This is a genomic window from Bacillus sp. FSL K6-0073, from assembly GCF_038006085.1.
In the GTDB taxonomy this organism is placed as follows: domain Bacteria; phylum Bacillota; class Bacilli; order Bacillales; family Bacillaceae_G; genus Bacillus_A; species Bacillus_A cereus.
The window spans coordinates 4,613,997-4,635,702 of sequence record NZ_JBBOUN010000001.1; the positions used below are offsets into that span (position 1 = coordinate 4,613,997).

Consider the following 21,706-nt stretch of genomic DNA (forward strand, 5'->3'; position numbering starts at 1 on the left):
ATATTTCACTAAAACTCCCATCTAAAATCATGCCTTTCAAATTTAAAACAACAAAAAAGATGGAACAAATCAAAACGATTTGTTCCATCTTTTTATTTATCGATTAACTGAACCATAAGTAATGCTTTTCCAACAACATTACCTTCATGATGCACCTCTACATCGACCTTACCAAATTTACGTCCAATTTCTAATACTTTCGGATGAACAGATACAACATTATCAATTTGAACCGGCTTTACGAAATAAATCGTTAAGTTTTCAACAATTAAATCGCTTTTCTTTTGCGCACGAATGACGCGATTTGTCGCTTCTGTCACAATTGTTGCAAATACACCGTACGATAACGTTCCGATTGAGTTCGTCATTTGCGGCGTCACCGAAAATTGATATAGATGCTCATTCTTCGCTTCTTTTGGCGTCATAAATTGATTCGTTACAATATCATCAATGGTTTCTCCAACTTGCGGCTGACGTTGAATCATTTGCAGTGCCTGAAGTACATCTTGACGGCTAATAATACCTTGCAGTTTATTTCCTTCCTCAACGACAGGAAGTAATTCAATTCCTTCCCACACCATCATACGTGCCGCAGCTGCGACAGACATTTTACCGTTCACTGTAATTGGGTGCTTTGTCATTACTTTATCAATTGGTGTTTCTTTCGCTACTCCGATCATATCTTTTGAAGTTACGATTCCTAGCACTTTGTTACTTTCATCAACAATCGGATATCTTCCGTGCATCGTCTCTTCATTATAGGCATGCCATTGCTGCACTGTATCACTCGGCTTTAAATATAACGTTTCTTCAATTGGCGTTAAAATATCTTCAACGAGTACAATTTCTTTCTTAATAAGCTGATCGTAAATCGCACGGTTAATTAACGTTGCAACTGTAAAGGTATCGTAACTACTTGAAATAATCGGCAGTTTTAATTCATCTGCTAATTTCTTCACATGATCTTCCGTATCAAATCCGCCCGTAATTAATACAGCGGCTCCAGTTTCTAACGCTAATTGATGTGCGTTCGTACGGTTACCAATAATGAGTAAATTCCCAGCTTCTGTATAGCGCATCATCGCTTCTAATTTCATAGCTCCGATTACGAATTTATTTAATGTTTTATGTAGTCCTTCTCTGCCCCCAAGTACTTGACCATCGACAATGTTAACGACTTCTGCATATGTCAGTTTTTCGATATTCTCTTTCTTCTTCTGTTCAATTCGAATTGTTCCGACACGTTCAATTGTACTAACATATCCTTTATTTTCTGCATCTTTAATTGCACGGTAAGCTGTCCCTTCACTTACACTCAAATCTTTCGCGATTTGTCTTACAGAAATTTTATGGCCTACTGGCAGGCTATTAATATGTTCTAAAATTTGGTTATGCTTGGTAGCCAAATGGTTTCACCATACTTTCTTTTCCCTAAATTCTTCATGTGTTGTACTTTTAGTATACTATATTTTCAAAACTGTTACACTCTCTCTTTGCATACCTGTACTATTTTTTTTATAACAAAATGTCTCTTGCATTCCACCATTCATTCTATTACAACAATGTAATGCTATTGTCATCTCATTCGATAGTTCGTACACTTAATTACTTATACAATTAAGACAAGAAATAAAACAAAGGAGCGAACACATGATGAAAAAATTTTTAGAGGTTGTAGGTGCTGTATTTTTAGCTTTCGTAGATGGGAAAAAAGTTGCAATGGAATTGAATGAAACACCTGAACAACCACGTACCAAAAGAAAAGAATCACCAAAACAAATACAAGCATTAAAAGCTGTCCTACACACATAAAAAACCCTTCACTTTTCTTTTTCAAATGAAGGGTTTCTTTTCTATAGTGTAATACTTTCTCCAGCTTCTAATACTTTCCCTGTACAATTTTGTAGCTTTTCTACAAATTGATATGGATCTTGTTCAATAACTGGGAACGTATTATAATGCATCGGTACAACAGTTTTCGCATTAATCCATTTTGCCGCTAGTACAGCATCTTCTGGTCCCATTGTGAAATTATCACCAATTGGTAAAAATGCTAGATCAACTTTATTTAATTCCCCAATTAACTTCATATCAGAGAATAGTGCAGTATCTCCTGCGTGGTATACAGTTTTCTCTTCTGCTGTAAATAAAATACCTGCTGGCATACCTGTATATGTAATCGTCTTATTTGCTTCATCAATATAACTAGAGCCGTGGAATGCTTGTGTAAACTTCACTTTTCCGAAGTCAAATTCATGTGAACCACCAATATGCATCGGGTGTGTATTTACACCTTGCCAACTTAAAAATGTTGCTAGTTCAAATGGTGCTACAACAACTGCATTATTTTTCTTCGCAAGTTCTACTGTATCTCCAACATGATCACCGTGTCCATGCGATAAAAGGATTGCATCCACTTTTACATCTTCAGCTTTTAAATCTGTTTTCGGATTACCTGTTAAAAACGGGTCAATTAAAATAACTTTTCCATTCGCCTCAATTTTCACAACTGAATGTCCATGATAAGATACTTTCATTATTACATTCCTCCCCTATTCACATTCTCACTTTTTATTCTACATGATTTTTCAATCCCCTGTCTTTTCTAACATCTATTTACTTGTCATAACGCTTTCTTCCGAGTTAAAGTTATATTTGTAATTAAATATCTCGGGGGTGCCAATCGATGAATGCTAGATTAGAAAATTTAATGCAATGGCTAAAAGAAAAAAACGTAGAAGCTGCGTTCTTAACTTCTACACCGAACGTCTTCTACATGACAAACTTCCACTGTGAACCACACGAAAGACTTCTTGGTATGTTTGTATTCCAAGAAAAAGAACCTATTTTAATTTGCCCTAAAATGGAAGAAGGCCAAGCACGTAACGCTGGCTGGGCACATGAAATTATCGGATTTACTGATACTGACAGACCATGGGATATGATTGCAAAAGCAATTAAAGACCGCGGCATCAATGCAAATGCAGTTGCAATTGAAAAAGAACATTTAAACGTAGAGCGCTACGAAGAATTAACGAAATTATTCCCAAATGCAGCTTTCAAATCAGCTGAGGAGAAAGTTCGCGAACTTCGTTTAATTAAAGATGAAAAAGAACTTTCTATTTTACGCGAAGCAGCTAAAATGGCGGACTATGCTGTTGAAGTTGGTGTAAATGCAATTAAAGAAAACCGCAGCGAGCTAGAAGTATTAGCAATTATTGAACACGAATTAAAAACAAAAGGCATACATAAAATGTCATTTGATACGATGGTATTAGCAGGTGCGAACTCTGCTCTTCCACACGGTATTCCTGGCGCAAACAAAATGAAACGCGGCGATTTCGTACTATTTGATTTAGGCGTAATCATTGATGGTTATTGCTCTGATATTACACGTACAGTAGCATTCGGTGAGATTTCTGAAGAGCAAACTCGCATTTACAACACTGTACTTGCTGGACAACTACAAGCAGTTGAAGCATGTAAACCAGGTGTTACACTTGGCGCAATCGATAACGCTGCTCGTTCTGTTATCGCAGATGCAGGTTACGGAGACTTCTTCCCGCACCGACTTGGTCATGGACTTGGAATTAGCGTACACGAATATCCAGATGTAAAAGCTGGTAACGAGTCTCCATTAAAAGAAGGTATGGTCTTCACAATCGAACCTGGTATTTATGTACCAAACGTAGGTGGCGTTCGTATTGAAGATGATATTTACATCACAAAAGACGGATCAGAAATTTTAACGAAATTCCCGAAAGAATTACAATTTGTAAAATAATAAAAAAGGCAGCTTGATTGCTGCCTTTTTTATTTCTCTACTATTTCAAATTTCTCTACAATCATTTTTGCTGGATAGCTTTCAAGTGTTTGAGAAGACCATACTTTTATTTTATCCCCTGTTTTTAACTGTTTATATGCGTCTTTGTCCTTAAAGCTCAAGACTATATGTGCTGGATGATCTTTATTCATTTGTTGTTCTATATAATGTTGCAACTCTACTTTTGTTTTAAACGTTTTATCATCGGCAAAAAACACCGTGTCATTTCTTAATATAATATACCCTTCTTTTACCGTTACTTGCTCTACTTGTTTTGTATCACACGCTGATAATACGACTAGAAATACACTTAAAAACATAACAATTTTCATATGCCTATTCATTTTTAACCCCTTACTCTAGGCTATTTCAAATTTAGCACCATCTTCTCCTCATACTTATCATCCCATTTCATCACAATCTCTATTGGTTCATCTTTAGAGATAGGCGCGCAACTTACACAAGAAGACTTCATTTCAACCTTTGCTCCTCTATGAACTTCTGACGTTTGTGTCATTGTACTAAAGGCTCCATTAATAGCAATCTCTAAATTCTTAAATTCTGTATTCCCATCTCCGCCCTTATACTGAAATGTAAACATTCCATCTTCACTATCATCCTTAATATGGCCTTTATATTGTCCCGTCCAACTTTTGCTCTCGCTAGAAAAAGTAACATACGAAATGGAACAGCTTCCTAAAAAGAAAATACTAATGAAAAAGAATAATGCTCTCTTCATAATGCCCCCCTCCATTCAAAAGCACTTATTTATTGTCTATTTCTTCCTTTAAATATTATTAAAAAAAGAAGGCCACTCAAAAAGTGCCTTCTTCTATTTCACTAATATTTAATTGAAATTTCACGATCCAAACTGAGAAAAGGTGGACAAGAAGCGCAAACGCCATACATGCTCCGCTTAAAAAAGTTAGTATAGGATGCGAATACACGTGCCCTAATCCATAGGATATCGCCACGAAAAACATAGTTATGTAAATATAAATTGCTCCATGTATTTGCCTCATATAAACCTCCTTTTCCCATAGTATAACATAAGTTTTCTGATTATTCACATTAATAGACTGTAATTAATATTTCTCAACTGTTACACCTCTAACAGCAGCCTTAATATATGGTGCTCCTTGTAAACTTTGTAAATCCTCTATTTTGCCTGTTACAACTACACCGTATATTTGTAAGTCTTTTGGTTCGGTGTTTTTTATTTCTTTATCCCGCATTAACAGGCAGTAAGACCCCACATCAAAATTCAGCGGAAGTAAAGAAGTTAGGTGGGGGGCGGACTGCTCGTAAAAGCCCGATTGGTGAGGGCTGATAATCAGTGGGGGATGCCCTCACCACTGATTAAAGTTTCACTTTATAGTTTATCCTAAAATATTCTCGATATCCCTCTTTATTTTCACTTAAAGATATCCAAATACAGCTTTTATAAATTTTTCCATAATAAAAAGCACATTTATTTTGATGTGCTCTTCACATATAATTTAGTAAAATATGAATCATTTTTTGAAACAAAAACTCCCACTCATCTCTCCCCATACTATCGTTATGACTTAGTTGCCATAATAATTGAACGAGGATAAAATCCCAGCTTTTCATAAAATGATACAGCTTCATTTCCATACACTACTGTTAATTCAATTTCATCTATCTTTTTCACTTTAAACCATTCCACTGCACTATTCATTAATTTCAAACCAAATCCGTTTCTTCGGTATTTTTCATCAACAAATAAAACTTCAATCTTTCCGCTTACGCTTTTACTATACGCTATACAAAATCCTAATATATTATCTGTTTCTGACTCAATCAATAATTCAATTCTATATTCTCCGTACTTTGAGTTCTTTTTATAATTTTCAATACGTTCCTCAAATGTCATTCTTGGGTAATCGCCAGAAAAATATTTTGATTTATTATTATGATATTCATGCAATTTATTTAAGGATTCTCTTATTATCTCTATTTCATCGAGAGTGATATATTTATTACTAATTCTCATCCTATAGCATCTCCAATAATATATATTTCAGCAAAAAAATAAGACTGTTTTTTGTTCACAAAATATTACTCTATTATTCCATCGCTTCCCTCACAACATCTTGAATCATAACAACTTCCGTTTTCATATCAACAGATGGTGCTTCTTCATCAATACATTCATGCCAAAATTCCAAGTGCTTTTTATCAATTTCATAATGAGAATTTTCGACAAGAGCCCCGCCTTCTCCTTGCACAGAATACCAATATAAGTATTCTTCTCCATCTCTTATTTCCCGGAAAATTGTCTCAACATACATCTTTTCGTCGTTTAATGTCAAAAGGACTTCTTTCATATTGTCATTAAGAAGCTGCATCCATTCATCTACACGATGACTTTTACCTTGTTTCACTTTGAATCTCGTTAATTCCACATTCATTTTTATTCCCCCGTTTTCTTACGTACAAACAATCTATATTCTATCGGATTATGAAAACTTAATTTACTAGCTAATTTTCGCGAAGGAATATTGTCTACATAACAATCCCAGCTCGGTATAATATCATTTTGCATGCAATGTTCAATGAACCGTGTCGCAACAGCTTGAGCTAATCCTTTCCCTTGATATGCTTTATGCGTAGCAATATCGATTTCAGCAAAACTATTCCCTCTAAATATTGAGACGCATTCAGCTATAATCATCCCACCTTGTTCTATACAAAATCCGAAACCACCGTTCAAAAATAGTTCTTTTGATCCCCAATATTCTTTATAATACTTCTCTGTAAATTCACTGCTTCGTTCTATATCACTTTTATCAATACGCTTCACTGCATATGTATTTTTATTTGCATCTTGTGTTCGCTCTTCAAAGATTTCTCTTTGGAATTTCATTCGTGGCATATTCCGAAGTACATTACTAAAACGCCCTTCAATCATCATTTCCCACTCTTCACTTGAAGCGAATAGTGTAAATCTCTTCTCTGTTTTTTCAATAGCCATTTTTAAATACATCAATAAATCTTCATTATAATTTTGATCATCCGTATGACCAAATAAATAATAGATACCGTTAACTGTACGAATTAATCCTGCTGTTAACTTCTCGTTGGCAAAAATCTCACCATCTATCATTTGGTCACATACCGCATAAGCAAATGTCGTCGTTCTTGTATTACTTTCCAAAATCGGAATGATTTTTCTATACTCGGCTACAGATAATTTTTTCATAACTGCTCCACTTTAATCGTATCAGCTTCTATATTTTCGAAACAAAGATTTACTGTTCTCTTTAATGCTCTCGTTCTATGAATCGTACACGCTGGAATTAAAATAGAATCATTCGGCTTTAAAACTGCTGTTTCTCCATCTTCAAAATCGATAAGCAATTCTCCCTCTAGCACAATAAATAATTCATCCGAATTAGAATGATAATGCCAATCATATTCGCCAGTAAATACAGCGATTCGTAAGCAATGACTATTTACATTTGAAACGACGAAGTTTTTATGTTGGTCTTGAATGTCCTTTGTTAATTCTATTAAGTTCACAGTCTCCATATTCCGTCTCACCCTTTCATTAGTCGTTCTTCTGAAAAACTAACTTAGTCTCCACCACCTCCGCAATCTCCTCCGCCATCACTTGAGCTGCTACAATCATTGCTACTGTAGTCACCGAATCCACTTGATGAGCTTGCATAATAAGACGAATTTCTTTTCTTTTTTTGTACTTTTTTTCCACCATTCTTATTAGTTGATAGTAATGTTCCAAAAACTAAAACATGTACCGAAATAGCTACCATAAGAAAAATAATAAGTACAAATACATGTAAAGATAAATTTGAAATTTGTAACTTAATTAAGTTAATGAAAATAATACTCATTACAATAAAATACATAACATTCGCCGCATCTATTAAACCACTTTCAAATTTCGACCTAGGTCTCTTTTTCGTAACTACTAACTCATGTTTACTCCTTATTACTCCTCTTTGTTTTTTACGCTTCCCCCGCTTACTTTTTCTTCCCAATTCAATCCCCCTTCCCTTAAATTTATATAATTCTAAATTATCACAATTACCACTTGTTAACAGTAATAAAAAACAATTTTTCACCTTATAAAAAAGACCCTCCTCATAAAGGAAGGTCTCGAATGTATTTCTATTATGATAAAGCAGGAGCTTTTTCAAGAAGCTCTTTCGCATCAGCGTATTGTAAGCCGTGCGCTTCTGCAACTGCTTCGAATGTTACATAGCCATCTAATGTGTTAATACCTTTTAGTAATGCAGTGTTGCCTAAGCAAGCATCTTTGTAACCTTTGTTCGCAATTTGTACTGCATATGGTACTGTTACGTTTGTTAATGCAAGAGTTGACGTACGTGGAACTGCACCTGGCATATTAGCAACTGCATAATGAACAACGCCATGTTTTTCGTAAGTTGGGTTATCATGAGTTGTAATACGATCAGTTGTTTCGAAAATACCACCTTGGTCAATCGCGATATCTACAACGACAGAACCTGGTTCCATTGATTGAATCATTTCTTCAGTTACAAGTTTTGGCGCTTTTGCACCTGGAATTAATACTGCACCAATAACAAGGTCAGATTCTTTAACAGCTTCTGCAATGTTATATGGATTAGACATTAATGTTTTTACTTGGTTACCGAAAATATCATCTAATTGACGAAGACGTTCTGCACTTAAGTCAATGATTGTTACATCTGCACCTAAACCTACTGCAATCTTAGCTGCGTTTGTACCAGCTTGACCACCGCCGATGATTGTTACTTTGCCGCGTTTTACCCCTGGAACGCCTGCAAGTAAAATACCTTTACCACCTTTGTTTTTCTCAAGGAATTGTGCACCGATTTGTGCAGACATACGACCAGCTACTTCACTCATAGGTGCAAGTAATGGTAAAGAACGATTGTCTAATTGTACTGTTTCATATGCGATTGATGCAACTTTGTTATCGATTAGTGCTTTCGTTAATTCTGGTTCTGGAGCTAAGTGTAAGTATGTGAATAAAATTAAACCTTCACGGAAATAGCCGTATTCACTTGCTACTGGCTCTTTTACCTTCATAACCATATCTTGATTCCATGCTTCTTCAGCAGTTTCTACAAGTTTCGCACCAGCTTGTACGTATTCTTCATCCGTAAAGCCAGATCCTAAACCTGCTCCTTTTTGAACAAAAACTTCATGACCATTTTGTACTAAATGTACTGCTCCCGCTGGCGTCATTGCCACACGGTTTTCATTGTTTTTAATTTCTGTTGGAATACCGATACGCATGATTAGTTCCCCCTTGAGTTATGAAATGACCCCTGAATCATTTTTTTAAAGCGCTTTCTACGCTCTTATATTTTAACATAATATCTCAATATTTGACAAAAAAATAACACGAGTTTTCCGATAGATTTAATTTTATATTAAAGGACAGTATTATCCGCACCTCTCAGCACAATGGATAAACTGTCCAATTATTCGAAACTTCATCTTATTTTATTCTATCGATGTCTATGAATAACATCCACTGCACCAGTCACTTCAATAATTGTACCGGTAATCATATCGGAATCGTCCTCACATAAAAACGAAATGGTTCTTGCAATATCTTCACCTGTTCCAGATCTACCAATCGGTGTGTTATGCTCTTTCAGCTGACGTGCTTCTTGAATAGTTGCCTCTTTCATCTCGCCTATAATATCACCAGGACATACCATGTTCGCAGTAATACCATACTCCGCTTCTTCATAAGCAACTGTTTTCGTTAATGAAACAAGTCCTACTTTCGCTGCGGCAAAAGCTGAACGATAAATCCATCCCGGTGCACTATCCGCCCCTTGAAATCCGTAATTAATAATACGGCCAAAGTTCTGTTTTCTCATGACCGGAACGACAAGTTTTAATAAATGAAATACCGCTGTTAAATTTCCCTGAATCATTTCATTCCATTCATCTTCTTCATAATCAACTAACTTTTTTCGTTCAAATACATATGGACCAGCATTATTAATTAAAAAGTCAATTTTGCCAAAACGGCTCATCGCTTTTTCTACTATTTTATGTAAATCTTCCTTTTTCGTGACATCCGCTTGCACGAATTGTAGACGCTCTTCCACATCTTTATATGTTTCTTTCATCGTTTCCATAGCCGTGATATCGCTATGGTACGTTACTGTTACTGAATAGCCTTTAGCCAATAATTTTTCTGTTACTTGCTTTCCTAAACCTTTCGTACCGGCTGTAATGAGCGCATGTCTCACAAAACTGCCCCCTTTTAAATTGCTATACTTCATATGTAACAAGTTCTCGCTCCAATTACAACTAAAATGAATTGAAACAGAGTTTTCAAAATTCTGTAACGTTTCTGGCAAGCACGTTACCAAAATTTGTTTTATAATTAAGTTGTAAACAGTTATAAAACAGATTGGGAGGAATTTACTATGAATAATACATATACAAATATTTTAATCGCGGTGGATGGTTCTAAAGAAGCAGAAAAAGCCTTTAAAAAAGCAATTCAAGTCGCAAAGCGCAACAATGCAACATTAACAATTGCTCATATCGTTGATGTAAAAGCATACTCAGCAGTAGAAGCTTATAGCCGTGCAATTGCGGAACGTGCAAATCTATTTGCAGAAGACTTATTAGAAGACTACAAAAAAACTGCGCTTGAAGCTGGTCTTGAAAAAATTGAAACTGTATTAGAATTCGGTAATCCTAAATCAAAAATTTCAAAAGAAATCGCTCCAAACCATAAAGTAGATTTAATTATGTGTGGTGCGACTGGTTTAAATGCTGTTGAGCGTTTCCTAATTGGTAGCGTCTCTGAACATATTATTCGCTATGCGAAATGCGATGTCCTTGTTGTTCGTGGTGATGAGGAACAAGGTGAGCTTTAATTTATAGATAAAACACCAAGTCCACATAGGCTTGGTGTTTTTCATTTTATAAACTTCACTATAAACACAAGACATGCTACGACAACAACGGTAATTGCCAACACATAAGGCGGAAGAAACTTCAAAGACCATAACGCCATCATGATTGTCGCGATCGTTAAGTACGTTTGCTTTGCATCTGCTGTCATTTTTTTACGAAGTAAGAAGACGTACAAATAGCCAATTGGCGGCGTAATGAAGCAAAGAACATATATGATTTTTGATTTTAAATACCATTTTTGTTCTCCAAGTTTCTTTATATCCCCTTCTATTCTCTTATGCTCTTGTTCTCTCGCTTCTTCTACAAGCGGGTCTTCCTCTTCTCCTCGCTTTTCTTTCATATAAGGAAGAAAGTGCATAAAAAAATAGTATGCGAATACGAACGCTCCAAATCCAATATTTAATCTTTCTAATGGAATATGTTCACTAAAAAAAGCAGCAGTAAGCACTAAAGACAAACAGTACGTCATCATCCAAAATGAACGTTTTCTCTTTTTTTGTTCCATTTCTTTTTTATCTTGTACATATTTTCTTTTCGAAAACCATATTGAAATACAGCAGTCTACTACAAATAGAATAAAGATAAATATCCCGACGTGTACTGTTTCTACATCCTCAAATGAAAACATATTTGGGAATGCAACGTGTAATACAATTAGCGTGTACAAAATTAACCCTATAAAATAAATACGTCTCATTTTTCATCCCTTTCTTATTTCCTAACATTACGTTAACATACATTTTTTAGAAATAGACGGACAAAATATATATGTGTAAAAAAGGAGGATGCAACATGGATGATTCTGAACGTATTATTTTAGATGTGAATGGGAAAGAACTCGAAATGCTAGATACGATTCGTACTCATTTTAAAGAGAAACATGGCGTTGAACTAAGTAACGGTGCATTACTTAGAGATTTGATGGATATTGAGTATATTCGAATTACGGAAGATCGACATAAGTATGATTAAAAGAAAAACGACTGCAGGCGAATGCCATCAGTCGTTTTCTTTCTTTATTTAAGCTCTTGATGCTTCCCGCCCATACCACCTTGCTCATTGCTATCTTGGTGTACAGTTAGTTTATTTGTTTTCGTATCTTTTAAAACTCTATATGTATATGATTCATTTGGTTCATCTTTAAACTGCACATTCATTCCATACGAATCCATTTTGCTATAAAAGGCCGGTTTTATATATAAAATATCACTTTCTTTATATCCTTTATCTTGCAAATGCCACATCGTTGCGATAATCGCTTCTTCTCGCTTTTCTTTTTCACCAACATACATATATTTGTCCAAAAGAAACACTTTAGCATTTGCAATTAAACTAATTACCAGTACAATGATAAACACTATTTTTTTCATAGACTTCCCCTAAATTGTTATTTTTCACTATATTGTAACTTAAATATTATTAAAAAACAAAGTACGCCAGACTTTACTAGACTGGCGTACTTCCCAACTCAATTCTTAATAAATTCTTTCGTTAACCCCTTCGCCTTCTCCAAAGCGTTTTTGATTTGTTCAAACCCTGTCCCACCAGCACTATTACGACGCTTTACAGCCGCATATGGTGAAAGAACTTCATACAAATCTTCTTCAAATAAAGAGCTCATTTCTTGATATGTTTCAAGCGGGACATCTAATAAATAAATTCCTTTTTGTGTGCAATGTAGCACTAACTTCCCAACAATTTCATGAGCTTGACGGAATGGTAGTCCTTTGTTTGCTAAATAGTCGGCAATTTCTGTTGCGTTGGAGAAATCTTGCGTCACAGCTTGCCCCATTTTTTCTTTGTTTACAGTCATCGTTTCAAGCATGCCCCCCATAATATGAAGGCATCCTTCTACTGTTTTTACTGTATCAAACATTCCTTCTTTATCTTCTTGCAAGTCTTTATTGTAAGCGAGCGGTAATCCTTTCATTACTGTAAGTAAACTGAATAAATTACCGTATACTCTGCCTGTTTTACCACGGATTAGTTCCGCCATATCCGGGTTTTTCTTTTGCGGCATAATGCTGCTTCCAGTTGCGTATTGATCGCTCATTTCAATAAATTGAAACTCTTGGCTACTCCATAAAATAAGTTCTTCACAAAAGCGCGATAAGTGCATCATAAGCATAGATGAGTTACTTAGGAACTCCAGTATGAAATCACGATCGCTTACTGCATCTAAACTATTTTCATATATTCCATTAAATCCAAGAAGCTCCGCACTATATTCTCGGTCAATCGGGAATGTCGTCCCAGCTAGCGCTCCTGCTCCTAATGGGGAGATATTAATACGCTTTAACGAATCTTCATAACGATTTACATCACGCTCTAACATCCAAAAGTAAGCGAGAATATGATGAGCAAATGAAATCGGCTGGGCACGTTGCAAATGCGTATAGCCAGGCATAATCGTTTCAATATTATTTTCTGCTTGATGAACAAGAACAGTTTGCAATTGCTTTGTAGCTTTTATAATATGTTCTACCTTTTCTTTTAAATACAAATGCATATCCGTTGCCACTTGATCGTTACGGCTTCGGCCTGTATGAAGTTTCCCTCCTACTTCGCCAATTTGTTCAATTAACATCTTTTCGATATTTAAATGAATATCTTCTGCTTCTACTGAAAATTGTAGCTTATTCTCTTTTGCTTCTTTCAATAAATATTGAAGACCTACCTTTATTTTCTCTGCTTCTTCTTTCGTCACGATGCTCTGCTTTGCTAGCATCGTGACGTGTGCAATACTCCCGTTTATATCTTGATTTACTAATTGTTGATCGAAGGAGATGGATGCTCCAAATTCTTCAACCCATGCTTCCGCTTCTTCTGTAAAACGTCCGCCCCAAAGTTTGCTCACGCTTCCACCTTCTTTTGATTCACTTGGCTGTATACTTTCGTCGGTAAACCAAATAATGAAATGAATCCAACTGCTGCATCATGATTAAATTCGTCCTGGGCAGTATATGTTGCTAATTTTTCATCGTATAAAGAGTACTCAGATTTACGTCCTTCTACAATCGCATGACCTTTAAATAATTTCACACGCACTGTACCTGTTACATTCTTTTGCGTTTCTTGTAAAAATGCATGAAGCGCTTGTTTTAAAGGCGAGAACCATAAACCGTTATAAATAAGTTCTGTTATTTTCTGTTCAATCACTGGTTTAAAATGTGCTACTTCTTTTACGTGTGTTAAATCTTCCAACTCTTTATGCGCAGTGATTAACGTCATTGCTGCTGGGCATTCGTATACTTCACGAGATTTAATACCGACAAGACGATTTTCTACGTGATCAATACGTCCAACGCCGTGTTTTCCAGCGAGCGCATTTAACGTTTTAATTAATTCTGCAAGTGAATATGCAGTGCCATTTAAAGTAGTCGGTACGCCTGCTTCAAATCCGATTTCTACAAACTCTGGTTTATTCGGTGTATCTTCTAACGCCAATGTCATCTCATATGCATCTTCTGGCGGCGCTGCCCATGGATCTTCTAAAATTCCACATTCGTTGCTGCGTCCCCATAAGTTTTGATCGATTGAAAACGGGCTATCTAAATTAATCGGAATTGGTACATCGTTTTCTTTTGCATATGCAATTTCTTCTTCACGTGACCATTTCCATTCACGTACAGGCGCAATCACTTCTAAGTAAGGATTTAATGCTTGGATAGAAACTTCAAAACGAACTTGGTCATTTCCTTTTCCTGTACATCCGTGTGCAACTGCAGTTGCACCTTCTTGTTCTGCGATTTCTACTAATTTCTTTGCAATAAGCGGACGAGATAATGCAGAGACAAGAGGGTATTTCCCTTCGTATAAAGTGTGTGCTTGCATCGCCATCAATGCATATTCATTCGCGAATTCTTCTTGAACATCAATCATATATGATTTAATTGCACCTACTGAAAGTGCCTTTTCTTTTACAAACCCTAAGTCTTTACCTTCCCCTAAATCTAAACAAAGCGCGATAATATCATAATTTTTCTCTTGTAACCATTTAATTGCAACGGAAGTATCAAGACCTCCAGAATATGCTAATACAACTTTTTTCTTCTCCATTTTGCATCCCCCTAAAGAATAAATATTCATTTTCTTTTATAATAATTCACACTTTACCACCTTTCACAAAATGTATCAAGAGTCATTTTCAAATTTTTTCAAACAATTTCGTCGAACTTCTTTCTGTTTTTCTGTACAATATAAGCAGGAAAACGGGGGTGAACTTATGGAAAAGTATTTCTTATACGATGAACATCTAGGAATTGAAATTCCGCATTTACAAGAAGACTGGGAAGAAATCCCCGAAAAAATGCAACATGCTATTTTACTAAAATGGGAACAAGTTCGCGGGAAAATTCCTGATCGTATAAAAGAACTTGAGCACTATATTAATACAAAACAACATTATTTAAATAACGAAGAAGACTTCGAAGTTTCTTGTAAACTAAATTCAGAAATTGCCGATCTTGCTTCCATCATTAATGACCTTTGGCTTTGGTATCGACTCACTCAAAATGTATCTGAGGGGAAAGCACACCAATGAAAAAAGCATGCCCCTCAATTACTTTGGGTCATGCTTTTTTTGTCGTAACATGATTTACAATATATCTCTTGTGCTGTTTTTGCCAAACACACATCAAAAGGGCCAACTAATATACTTCTTTCTTTCGGCAACTTTACAAAAGCAACAAGCTCTTCTTCATATTGAATTTTTTTCTGACATGAAATACATATTAATTCTTTTCTTTTGAACATTCCTTTTAGCATACCTTCACTCTCCCCTTCATCTATCTATATTAATATACTCTCATAATAGTTAAGACTTGTAAAAAAATGACACATTCCGAATCGAATGATTCATATACTATGTACAAAAGGAGGTCTACAGCTTATGCGTGCTTTCGTTATTATCGCTTTAACTTTTTTAAGTGTGATTAGTTGGGATGCGTTTTTTAAAGATAAAAGTGATGAAAAGAATACAACGGAATAAAACCCTTTTTTTCTTACTTATTGGACAAACCGTTACAAACTGTCCAATCCTCCGAAATAACTTAGGCTTTTCTACAAAAATATTTAAACATAACATTTTTTGTAGATTCCCTCCGTTTATTGTCGGTTTCCATCCGCATACATTTTTTAAAAGTATGATATAATAGTATAAATCTTGAAGGAAGGGATTTTGATATCATGATCGCTCGAAGGAGCATGTGGCATCGTATTGACGAATCATACACGTAGCGTATTTTTCAGCTCAGATACTTTAGTCTAGCGAAAAAAATACGAGAGTGGGGAAATTATGATTGCCCGAAGGATAATTTGGCAAAAAAAAGACTCTTCTTACACATAGCGTTTTGTTTAGGACTTAATTGTTACTAACTAAACAAAACAAAGAAGAGCAGGATTGCTAAATGACGAATCCTACTCCACGTTTTGTTTAGTCGTTTTAAGACTTAAACTAAAACGAAGGTAGGGAGAATTGATGGACGAGAGGATTATTCGTTATTTCTTCAGCGACATATAGCGTAGTTAGTTTTTTCGTAAACTAACTGAAAGCTACATGTGAGCTCGTAGTTAGTTTACAACACAAAAAGGACTACTAACTACGGAAAGAAGGAATAACGATGAGGAACATCCAAAGTCGGCAAATTATTAAAGAAATTTTTATGGTTTTAATCGGTTCATTTATTTTAGCAGCAGCGCTATATCACATTCACTTCCAAAACCACTTAACAGAAGGTGGCTTTGTAGGAATTGCACTATTCATTCAAAACTTTTATGATATTTCACCATCTATTTCAACTGTATTAATGGATATCCCAATTATTTTACTGTGCGCTTCATTTTTAGGTAGAAAAATGGTTGGTTATTCATTCCTAGGTTCAATTTCATTCGGAGTATTTTATTCCTTTATGGAAAATTATTCTCCATTTACGGTAGATTTATCAAATAACTTATTTATAGCTGCAGTAGTTGGCGGTGCGTTAGCTGGTATTGGACTCGGTTTTATATTGCGATTTGGCGGTGCAACCGGTGGAGACGATATTTTAACAATTGTATTAAGTAAACGAACTCGTTTTACAATTGGGCAAATTTTCTTCGTCTTTGACGCGATTGTTCTTGCGCTTTCATTATATTATTTAAATTGGACAGAAATTGCTTTTACTATTCTTTCGATTGCCGTACAGGCAAAAACATTGGATTTAATTTATTATCCAAAAACAGAAAAAACAGCAGAAAAACAACCAGTATCTGTTCCAATGTCCAAAAAACATGCAACAAATTAAAAAAAGCGAAAGGCTTCGGCCTCTCGCTTTTTTTATGCTCTTTTTTCTTTCTCGACTATATGGCGCACTTGATAAAATCTATTTGCAAATTCAGTAACGTTTCTTGTTAAACGATAATTCACTGTAGATCCAATTGCCATTCCAATTACCGGTATACCTTGGAATAATTTACGACGAAGAGCATAAATCGAAAATGTCTTCAAAATTTGTTTTAACACAACCTCAGTAGAAGCTGTTTGTAGCACTGCTTCGTCTCCTTCGTAAAAGAACGAATCTTCCTGCTCCAGCTCTTGCAATAAATTGTACCATGCATATTGCTGAAGTCTTCCTGGTAGTAATGACGCATGAAACACCTTTAACGCAAGCATCATTTCATACGGCTTGTTCACATCATGTCCAAATGATGTTGCAATAAGTTGGACTGCCTTCACATTTAACGCGATCATAACCGGAAAATCCGCCGTTAATAATAATAAACCTCCAGCACCTGTTGCCCCGCCTTGTACAAATGAATATAGACGATGACGTGCTGTTTGCTGCTCTGCTATGTATGTTAATTGATCAATAGATAATGCTTTCAAATCTTCAAGCTGTTCAATCGATTCATCAAATAATCTTGATGTTCCTAAAATCCGATTACGTGCATCTAACTGTGCTTGTGAACTTTGAATAAATGCATGCAAATGAAAGAGCCATCCATCTGCTTTCGTGAAGAATTCTTTTCGCTTTTTCTCAGGTAATTTCGCAACTGTAGTATGTAACCATTTATCAAACACTTTTTGAAAATCGGTCGCTTCTTGCTCAACTAATTGCGCTTCCCATTCTTTTATATTGTCTAAAATGGCTTGTTCTCGCTTCGATCGCATCGTAACAACCACCTCGTTCGATTTTTTTCTATTGTAACATATTTCTGCTTATTCTTTGCAAATATGCTTGTCTATCTTTATTCACATACCATTTTTGAATGGCATAAAATATTAACAAAAAGGATGAGATAAATCACATGAATCTATCCGATATAAAAAAAGAATATAATGCGGTATTCAGCTTAGGACAAAACTGCTGGCCTGCTTGGGCATTATATCAATTAGAATTATCACCATTTTTTGGCGTTATTGATTTTATGCTAAGCCCCTCATTAGAAAAAGTGAATGTATTATTACAAAATCGATTTGACCGCTTTTTAAATTTCGAAAATTTATCCTTCATCTCATTTTGGGATGATGATGCAAAATTAAGATTAAGGGACAACCTTTATGAAATTGACTCCTGTCATGACTTTAAAACAGATGTAAACACACCAACTTCTTGGCCTTCTTATACAGAAATTAAGTTAAACTATGAACATCGTATTAATCGTTTTCTAGCTACAATTGAAACGGCAGAATCCATATTATTTATTCGAACTGGAGGAACATATGAAGAAGCATGTTCCCTAGAACAAATTTTATCTCAAATCGTTACACATACATTCTCTGTCTTGTTACTAATTCCTGCCGATATACCAACTATCACCCAAGAAGATTGGGGATTACAACGTGTTTGCGTTATGAAATGTCCTATTATGGATGTATACCAATACAATGAAGCATTTTGGAAAAACTTATTTGATGGAATTATGATTAGACCATATTCTTAAATACATGACACCTTTACTACAAAACACATTATAATCTTCCTTATACAAAAAAATAAGGAGTGATTGTATATGTATCCACGTGCAAAGGCTTTTGGCATTGCTATACATCACGGGCGTCTTCTCGTACAAGAATATCATTCAGCCGATGAAACATTTTACCGACCTCTTGGTGGTTCAATTGAACTTGGTGAACAATCAGCACATACCGTTATTCGTGAATTTAGGGAAGAGCTTCATACAGAAGTGGAAATCACCAATTATTTAGGTTGTTTAGAAAATGTCTTTCATCTAGATGGAGACATTGGTCATGAAATCATTCAACTATATTCTTTGCGTTTATTAGACACGTCACTATATGAAATGAAAATATTAAATATACAAGATGAGGAAACAGTAGCGTATGCGAAATGGATTCCTATTACGGCATTCATTCAGAAAGAAAAAATATTATATCCGGATGGAGTTTTAAAATACATCCAAAAGAAAAAAGACGAAATCCTATAGGATCTCGTCTTTCTTTTCATATATTAACCAATATCTCCAAGACGTAGTACATCACGAGCAATCATAACTTCTTCGTCAGTTGGAATTACGATAATTTTTACTGGAGAGTGTGGGAAGCTGATGAATGCTTCTTCACCGAATACGTTATTACGTTTTGCATCAAAGTATACGCCCATGTACTCAAGGCCTTCTAATACGCGCTCACGAATAATCGCACTGTTTTCACCTACACCAGCTGTGAAGATGATTGCGTCTACACCTTTCATACGAGCAGTGTAAGAACCGATGTATTTGTGGATACGGCTTACGAATACATCAAGTGCTACTTTCGCACGGTGGTCGCCTTCTTCTTCTTTCGCAATGATGTCACGTAGGTCACTAGAGTAACCAGTAAGACCTAACATACCACTCTTCTTGTTTAATACGTTAACTACTTCTTCTACTGTTTGGCCTGTTTTTTCCATGATGTATGGAATTAACGCAGGGTCAAGGTTACCAGAACGTGTACCCATTGTTACACCAGCAAGTGGAGTGAAGCCCATAGAAGTATCGATAGATTTACCGCCTTCTACTGCTGCGATACTTGCACCGTTACCTAAGTGACAAGAAAGTAAGCTTAAGCTTTCAATTGGACGACCTAATAATTCAGCCGCACGCTCAGTTACATATTTATGAGAAGTTCCGTGGAAACCGTATTTACGGATGCCGAATTTTTCATAGTACTCATATGGTAGGCTGTATAGGAATGCAGATTCCGGCATTGTTTGGTGGAATGCTGTATCGAATACTGCTACTGCTGGTACGTTTGGTAATACTTCTTGGAATGCTTTAATACCAACAACGTTTGCTGGGTTATGAAGTGGTGCTAAATCGCTTAATTCTTCGATATCAGCTAATACTTCATCAGTAATTAAAACAGAGTCAGCAAATTTTTCGCCGCCGTGAACAACACGGTGACCGATACCGCCAATCTCATCTAGAGATTTAACGATTCCGTTTTCAGTTAATTTTTTTAGAAGCATATTAACTGCTACTGCGTGATCTGGAATGTTTGTAATTTCTTTTTGTTTTTCGCCATCTACAGTAATAGTGAAGATACTATCTTCTAAACCGATACGTTCTACTAAACCTTTTGTTAATACTGTTTCACTTGGCATTTCAAATAATTGGAATTTTAAGGAAGAGCTTCCTGCGTTAATCGCGATGATTTTTGACATCTAGTCTTTCGCCCCTTTTTCTCTTGGTAGTTGTGTGGATGTTTCCACAAACCGCTCGATTTTATCTGATCAAATTCACTAAATATGAAAACGTTTCATCATTAGCAAATTTTATACTCACGATTTTAATTTAAACATCGTCCGACATATATTTCAAGTGAAAAAATTGTAACACCAAGAAAAAATATATATTACAGATTTCAAAAAAATTCAGTTAAATCTTGTATATATTTAAAAATATGACATATTATATAAAACTGTACTACATGAATCACTAATGCTGTTACATATACCTAGCTTTATTTATGTGTTGCAAACCAAGTATTTAATTGATCCATAATGTCTTCCATCGCCTTCATGTTAGAGAATTTAGGCAACTCCACTAATAACGCCTGTTTTGGCATTGTTACATTAGCGCCTTTCTTTTGGAGAACAAATATACTTTTTGCATTTTTCTCGTTTTTAAACATGGAAACAGGAAGCTGTAATAACCCTTGAATAAAGCATGTTTCTTTAATAAATGCATGTAATTTTGGTGCCTGGTCACTTTCAAAAATGAAGTTTGGTACTAAGAAGAATAAGTACCCGCCCTCTTTCGTATGTTTCACACTTTGTTCAATAAATAAGTGATGGGCATATGACATTCCTTCATCTGCTTTTAATTTATATTCACTTGCACCGATTTCGTTTGGATAATAACCAACTGGCAAGTCTGAAACGACTGCATCAACTGGATCGATATAAAGTGGTGCTAGTCCATCTTGATGGAAGAATTCGATTGCATGCTTTTGTAAATTTGCATTTACTAAAGCAAGTTTAATTAGCACTTCATCCACTTCTACACCAAATCCACTCATTGTTAGTCCTTCTTTGGCGCTATTAAACACTGTAGTCATTAAGTTACCTGTTCCAATTGCAGGATCTAAAACTGTAATTTCATTTTGCCCTTGCATAAATTTATGGAATAAATAACTCATAAACATACCAACTGCATCAGGTGTCATTTCATGATTCGCTTGTACGCCTTCTTTCATTCCTTTTAAGATGGCTAACTGAAATGCTTTACGAATTTCTTCACCTTTATATGTTTCTTCATTAAACGTACTATATTCACGATTCAGCCTTTCAATTGCTGATTCGGATAATTCTTCTTGTAAAATCGCTCCCTCAAACAAGTTATCACCTGTCTCTACAAGCGCCTCTAAATATGTTACATCTAATTCTTTACGTAAAACTACCGCAGAAGAATCAAAAATAGAAAATAATGTTTCTACTGTCTGACTCACGTACATTC

General features: G+C 35.4%; 28 protein-coding genes and 1 pseudogene. 8 read left to right on the forward strand and 21 right to left on the reverse strand.

From position 1 onward, the window contains the following. Positions 1 to 92 precede the first annotated feature (92 nt). Positions 93 to 1,406 (reverse strand): CBS domain-containing protein, encoded by a 1,314-nt coding sequence (locus tag MHB52_RS23830; RefSeq protein ID WP_000201580.1) that lies wholly within the window; start codon positions 1,404 to 1,406, stop codon positions 93 to 95. 244 nt (positions 1,407 to 1,650) lie between these two features. Here MHB52_RS23830 and MHB52_RS23835 point away from each other — a divergent pair, with 244 nt between their 5' ends. Beyond that, on the forward strand, positions 1,651 to 1,812 hold the full coding sequence (locus MHB52_RS23835; RefSeq protein ID WP_000976017.1) for a hypothetical protein: 162 nt from the start codon (positions 1,651 to 1,653) through the stop codon (positions 1,810 to 1,812). A gap of 41 nt (positions 1,813 to 1,853) precedes the next feature. Here MHB52_RS23835 and MHB52_RS23840 read toward each other — a convergent pair whose 3' ends face one another. Continuing rightward, positions 1,854 to 2,537, reverse strand: a complete 684-nt coding sequence (locus MHB52_RS23840) for a metal-dependent hydrolase (protein WP_000868922.1) — start codon at positions 2,535 to 2,537, stop codon at positions 1,854 to 1,856. Between the two features lie 149 nt (positions 2,538 to 2,686). Between MHB52_RS23840 and pepQ the strand changes: the two genes are divergently transcribed. Beyond that, positions 2,687 to 3,784: a Xaa-Pro dipeptidase gene (pepQ, locus tag MHB52_RS23845; protein WP_000994032.1), complete on the forward strand. Its 1,098-nt coding sequence runs from the start codon at positions 2,687 to 2,689 to the stop codon at positions 3,782 to 3,784. A gap of 29 nt (positions 3,785 to 3,813) precedes the next feature. Here pepQ and MHB52_RS23850 read toward each other — a convergent pair whose 3' ends face one another. The 11 genes and pseudogenes from MHB52_RS23850 to MHB52_RS23900 form a co-directional block, all read right to left on the reverse strand. Further along, positions 3,814 to 4,167 carry a DUF3221 domain-containing protein gene (locus MHB52_RS23850; RefSeq protein WP_001079375.1) on the reverse strand — a complete coding sequence of 118 codons (354 nt, stop codon included), beginning with the start codon at positions 4,165 to 4,167 and terminating at the stop codon, positions 3,814 to 3,816. A gap of 20 nt (positions 4,168 to 4,187) precedes the next feature. Continuing rightward, the gene (locus MHB52_RS23855) at positions 4,188 to 4,562 is read right to left on the reverse strand and encodes a hypothetical protein (RefSeq protein ID WP_000816710.1); all 375 of its coding nucleotides are present in this window, start codon (positions 4,560 to 4,562) and stop codon (positions 4,188 to 4,190) included. Positions 4,563 to 4,638: 76 nt separating this feature from the next. Beyond that, positions 4,639 to 4,845 (reverse strand): hypothetical protein, encoded by a 207-nt coding sequence (locus MHB52_RS23860; protein WP_001248905.1) that lies wholly within the window; start codon positions 4,843 to 4,845, stop codon positions 4,639 to 4,641. Positions 4,846 to 4,908: 63 nt separating this feature from the next. Continuing rightward, positions 4,909 to 5,049, reverse strand: a pseudogene (locus tag MHB52_RS23865) (anti sigma factor C-terminal domain-containing protein); the annotation flags it as partial. A 335-nt stretch (positions 5,050 to 5,384) separates the two neighbouring features. Beyond that, complete coding sequence (locus MHB52_RS23870; RefSeq protein ID WP_001222923.1) at positions 5,385 to 5,840, reverse strand: GNAT family N-acetyltransferase; 456 nt, start codon at positions 5,838 to 5,840, stop codon at positions 5,385 to 5,387. Positions 5,841 to 5,913: 73 nt separating this feature from the next. Then, on the reverse strand, positions 5,914 to 6,258 hold the full coding sequence (locus MHB52_RS23875) for a DUF6176 family protein (RefSeq protein WP_001100230.1): 345 nt from the start codon (positions 6,256 to 6,258) through the stop codon (positions 5,914 to 5,916). A gap of 2 nt (positions 6,259 to 6,260) precedes the next feature. Next, positions 6,261 to 7,049: a GNAT family N-acetyltransferase gene (locus MHB52_RS23880; protein WP_061663243.1), complete on the reverse strand. Its 789-nt coding sequence runs from the start codon at positions 7,047 to 7,049 to the stop codon at positions 6,261 to 6,263. Next, complete coding sequence (locus MHB52_RS23885) at positions 7,046 to 7,378, reverse strand: cupin domain-containing protein (protein ID WP_000450941.1); 333 nt, start codon at positions 7,376 to 7,378, stop codon at positions 7,046 to 7,048. Before MHB52_RS23885 ends, MHB52_RS23880 begins: the two co-directional genes overlap by 4 nt. A 44-nt stretch (positions 7,379 to 7,422) precedes the next feature. After that, positions 7,423 to 7,848, reverse strand: coding sequence for a hypothetical protein (locus tag MHB52_RS23890; RefSeq protein WP_016118714.1), 426 nt, complete (start codon positions 7,846 to 7,848; stop codon positions 7,423 to 7,425). Positions 7,849 to 7,981: 133 nt separating this feature from the next. Continuing rightward, positions 7,982 to 9,115 (reverse strand): alanine dehydrogenase, encoded by a 1,134-nt coding sequence (gene ald / locus MHB52_RS23895; RefSeq protein ID WP_001219402.1) that lies wholly within the window; start codon positions 9,113 to 9,115, stop codon positions 7,982 to 7,984. 215 nt (positions 9,116 to 9,330) lie between these two features. Beyond that, complete coding sequence (locus tag MHB52_RS23900) at positions 9,331 to 10,122, reverse strand: SDR family oxidoreductase (protein WP_002005829.1); 792 nt, start codon at positions 10,120 to 10,122, stop codon at positions 9,331 to 9,333. 147 nt (positions 10,123 to 10,269) lie between these two features. On the opposite strand from MHB52_RS23900, the gene MHB52_RS23905 reads away from it, so the two are divergent. Next, positions 10,270 to 10,728 (forward strand): universal stress protein, encoded by a 459-nt coding sequence (locus MHB52_RS23905; protein WP_001066673.1) that lies wholly within the window; start codon positions 10,270 to 10,272, stop codon positions 10,726 to 10,728. Positions 10,729 to 10,769: 41 nt separating this feature from the next. Here the strand turns inward: MHB52_RS23905 and MHB52_RS23910 are convergent, their stop codons facing one another. After that, complete coding sequence (locus tag MHB52_RS23910) at positions 10,770 to 11,465, reverse strand: hypothetical protein (RefSeq protein ID WP_016118715.1); 696 nt, start codon at positions 11,463 to 11,465, stop codon at positions 10,770 to 10,772. A gap of 95 nt (positions 11,466 to 11,560) precedes the next feature. Here MHB52_RS23910 and MHB52_RS23915 point away from each other — a divergent pair, with 95 nt between their 5' ends. Continuing rightward, positions 11,561 to 11,740, forward strand: coding sequence for a hypothetical protein (locus tag MHB52_RS23915; RefSeq protein WP_000342765.1), 180 nt, complete (start codon positions 11,561 to 11,563; stop codon positions 11,738 to 11,740). Positions 11,741 to 11,784: 44 nt separating this feature from the next. On the opposite strand, the gene MHB52_RS23920 is transcribed toward MHB52_RS23915, so the two are convergent. The 3 genes from MHB52_RS23920 to MHB52_RS23930 all read right to left on the reverse strand — a co-directional run bounded on the left by MHB52_RS23920 (position 11,785) and on the right by MHB52_RS23930 (position 14,827). Beyond that, a complete protein-coding gene (locus MHB52_RS23920; protein ID WP_000724675.1) occupies positions 11,785 to 12,138 on the reverse strand; it encodes a DUF3139 domain-containing protein in 354 nt (117 codons plus the stop codon). Between the two features lie 98 nt (positions 12,139 to 12,236). Continuing rightward, complete coding sequence (gene argH / locus MHB52_RS23925) at positions 12,237 to 13,625, reverse strand: argininosuccinate lyase (RefSeq protein WP_000041290.1); 1,389 nt, start codon at positions 13,623 to 13,625, stop codon at positions 12,237 to 12,239. Next, positions 13,622 to 14,827, reverse strand: a complete 1,206-nt coding sequence (locus tag MHB52_RS23930) for an argininosuccinate synthase (protein ID WP_016118716.1) — start codon at positions 14,825 to 14,827, stop codon at positions 13,622 to 13,624. Before MHB52_RS23930 ends, argH begins: the two co-directional genes overlap by 4 nt. A 166-nt stretch (positions 14,828 to 14,993) precedes the next feature. Here MHB52_RS23930 and MHB52_RS23935 point away from each other — a divergent pair, with 166 nt between their 5' ends. After that, entirely contained in the window at positions 14,994 to 15,311 is a 318-nt protein-coding gene (locus MHB52_RS23935) for a hypothetical protein (protein ID WP_000417218.1), read from the forward strand. Positions 15,312 to 15,325: 14 nt separating this feature from the next. Here MHB52_RS23935 and MHB52_RS23940 read toward each other — a convergent pair whose 3' ends face one another. Further along, positions 15,326 to 15,535, reverse strand: a complete 210-nt coding sequence (locus tag MHB52_RS23940; RefSeq protein WP_000911986.1) for a hypothetical protein — start codon at positions 15,533 to 15,535, stop codon at positions 15,326 to 15,328. Positions 15,536 to 16,389: 854 nt separating this feature from the next. Between MHB52_RS23940 and MHB52_RS23945 the strand changes: the two genes are divergently transcribed. Continuing rightward, complete coding sequence (locus MHB52_RS23945; RefSeq protein ID WP_001244515.1) at positions 16,390 to 17,052, forward strand: YitT family protein; 663 nt, start codon at positions 16,390 to 16,392, stop codon at positions 17,050 to 17,052. 32 nt (positions 17,053 to 17,084) lie between these two features. On the opposite strand, the gene MHB52_RS23950 is transcribed toward MHB52_RS23945, so the two are convergent. Continuing rightward, on the reverse strand, positions 17,085 to 17,918 hold the full coding sequence (locus MHB52_RS23950) for an EcsC family protein (RefSeq protein WP_001256853.1): 834 nt from the start codon (positions 17,916 to 17,918) through the stop codon (positions 17,085 to 17,087). Between the two features lie 137 nt (positions 17,919 to 18,055). On the opposite strand from MHB52_RS23950, the gene MHB52_RS23955 reads away from it, so the two are divergent. Next, positions 18,056 to 18,691 carry a DUF1796 family putative cysteine peptidase gene (locus tag MHB52_RS23955; protein ID WP_016118718.1) on the forward strand — a complete coding sequence of 212 codons (636 nt, stop codon included), beginning with the start codon at positions 18,056 to 18,058 and terminating at the stop codon, positions 18,689 to 18,691. Between the two features lie 69 nt (positions 18,692 to 18,760). Next, positions 18,761 to 19,195 (forward strand): NUDIX hydrolase, encoded by a 435-nt coding sequence (locus MHB52_RS23960; protein ID WP_000283468.1) that lies wholly within the window; start codon positions 18,761 to 18,763, stop codon positions 19,193 to 19,195. A gap of 23 nt (positions 19,196 to 19,218) precedes the next feature. On the opposite strand, the gene ackA is transcribed toward MHB52_RS23960, so the two are convergent. Both ackA and MHB52_RS23970 read right to left on the reverse strand, forming a co-directional pair. After that, the gene (ackA, locus tag MHB52_RS23965; RefSeq protein WP_000034575.1) at positions 19,219 to 20,412 is read right to left on the reverse strand and encodes an acetate kinase; all 1,194 of its coding nucleotides are present in this window, start codon (positions 20,410 to 20,412) and stop codon (positions 19,219 to 19,221) included. 299 nt (positions 20,413 to 20,711) lie between these two features. Next, complete coding sequence (locus tag MHB52_RS23970) at positions 20,712 to 21,698, reverse strand: class I SAM-dependent methyltransferase (protein ID WP_000084367.1); 987 nt, start codon at positions 21,696 to 21,698, stop codon at positions 20,712 to 20,714. Positions 21,699 to 21,706 lie beyond the last annotated feature (8 nt).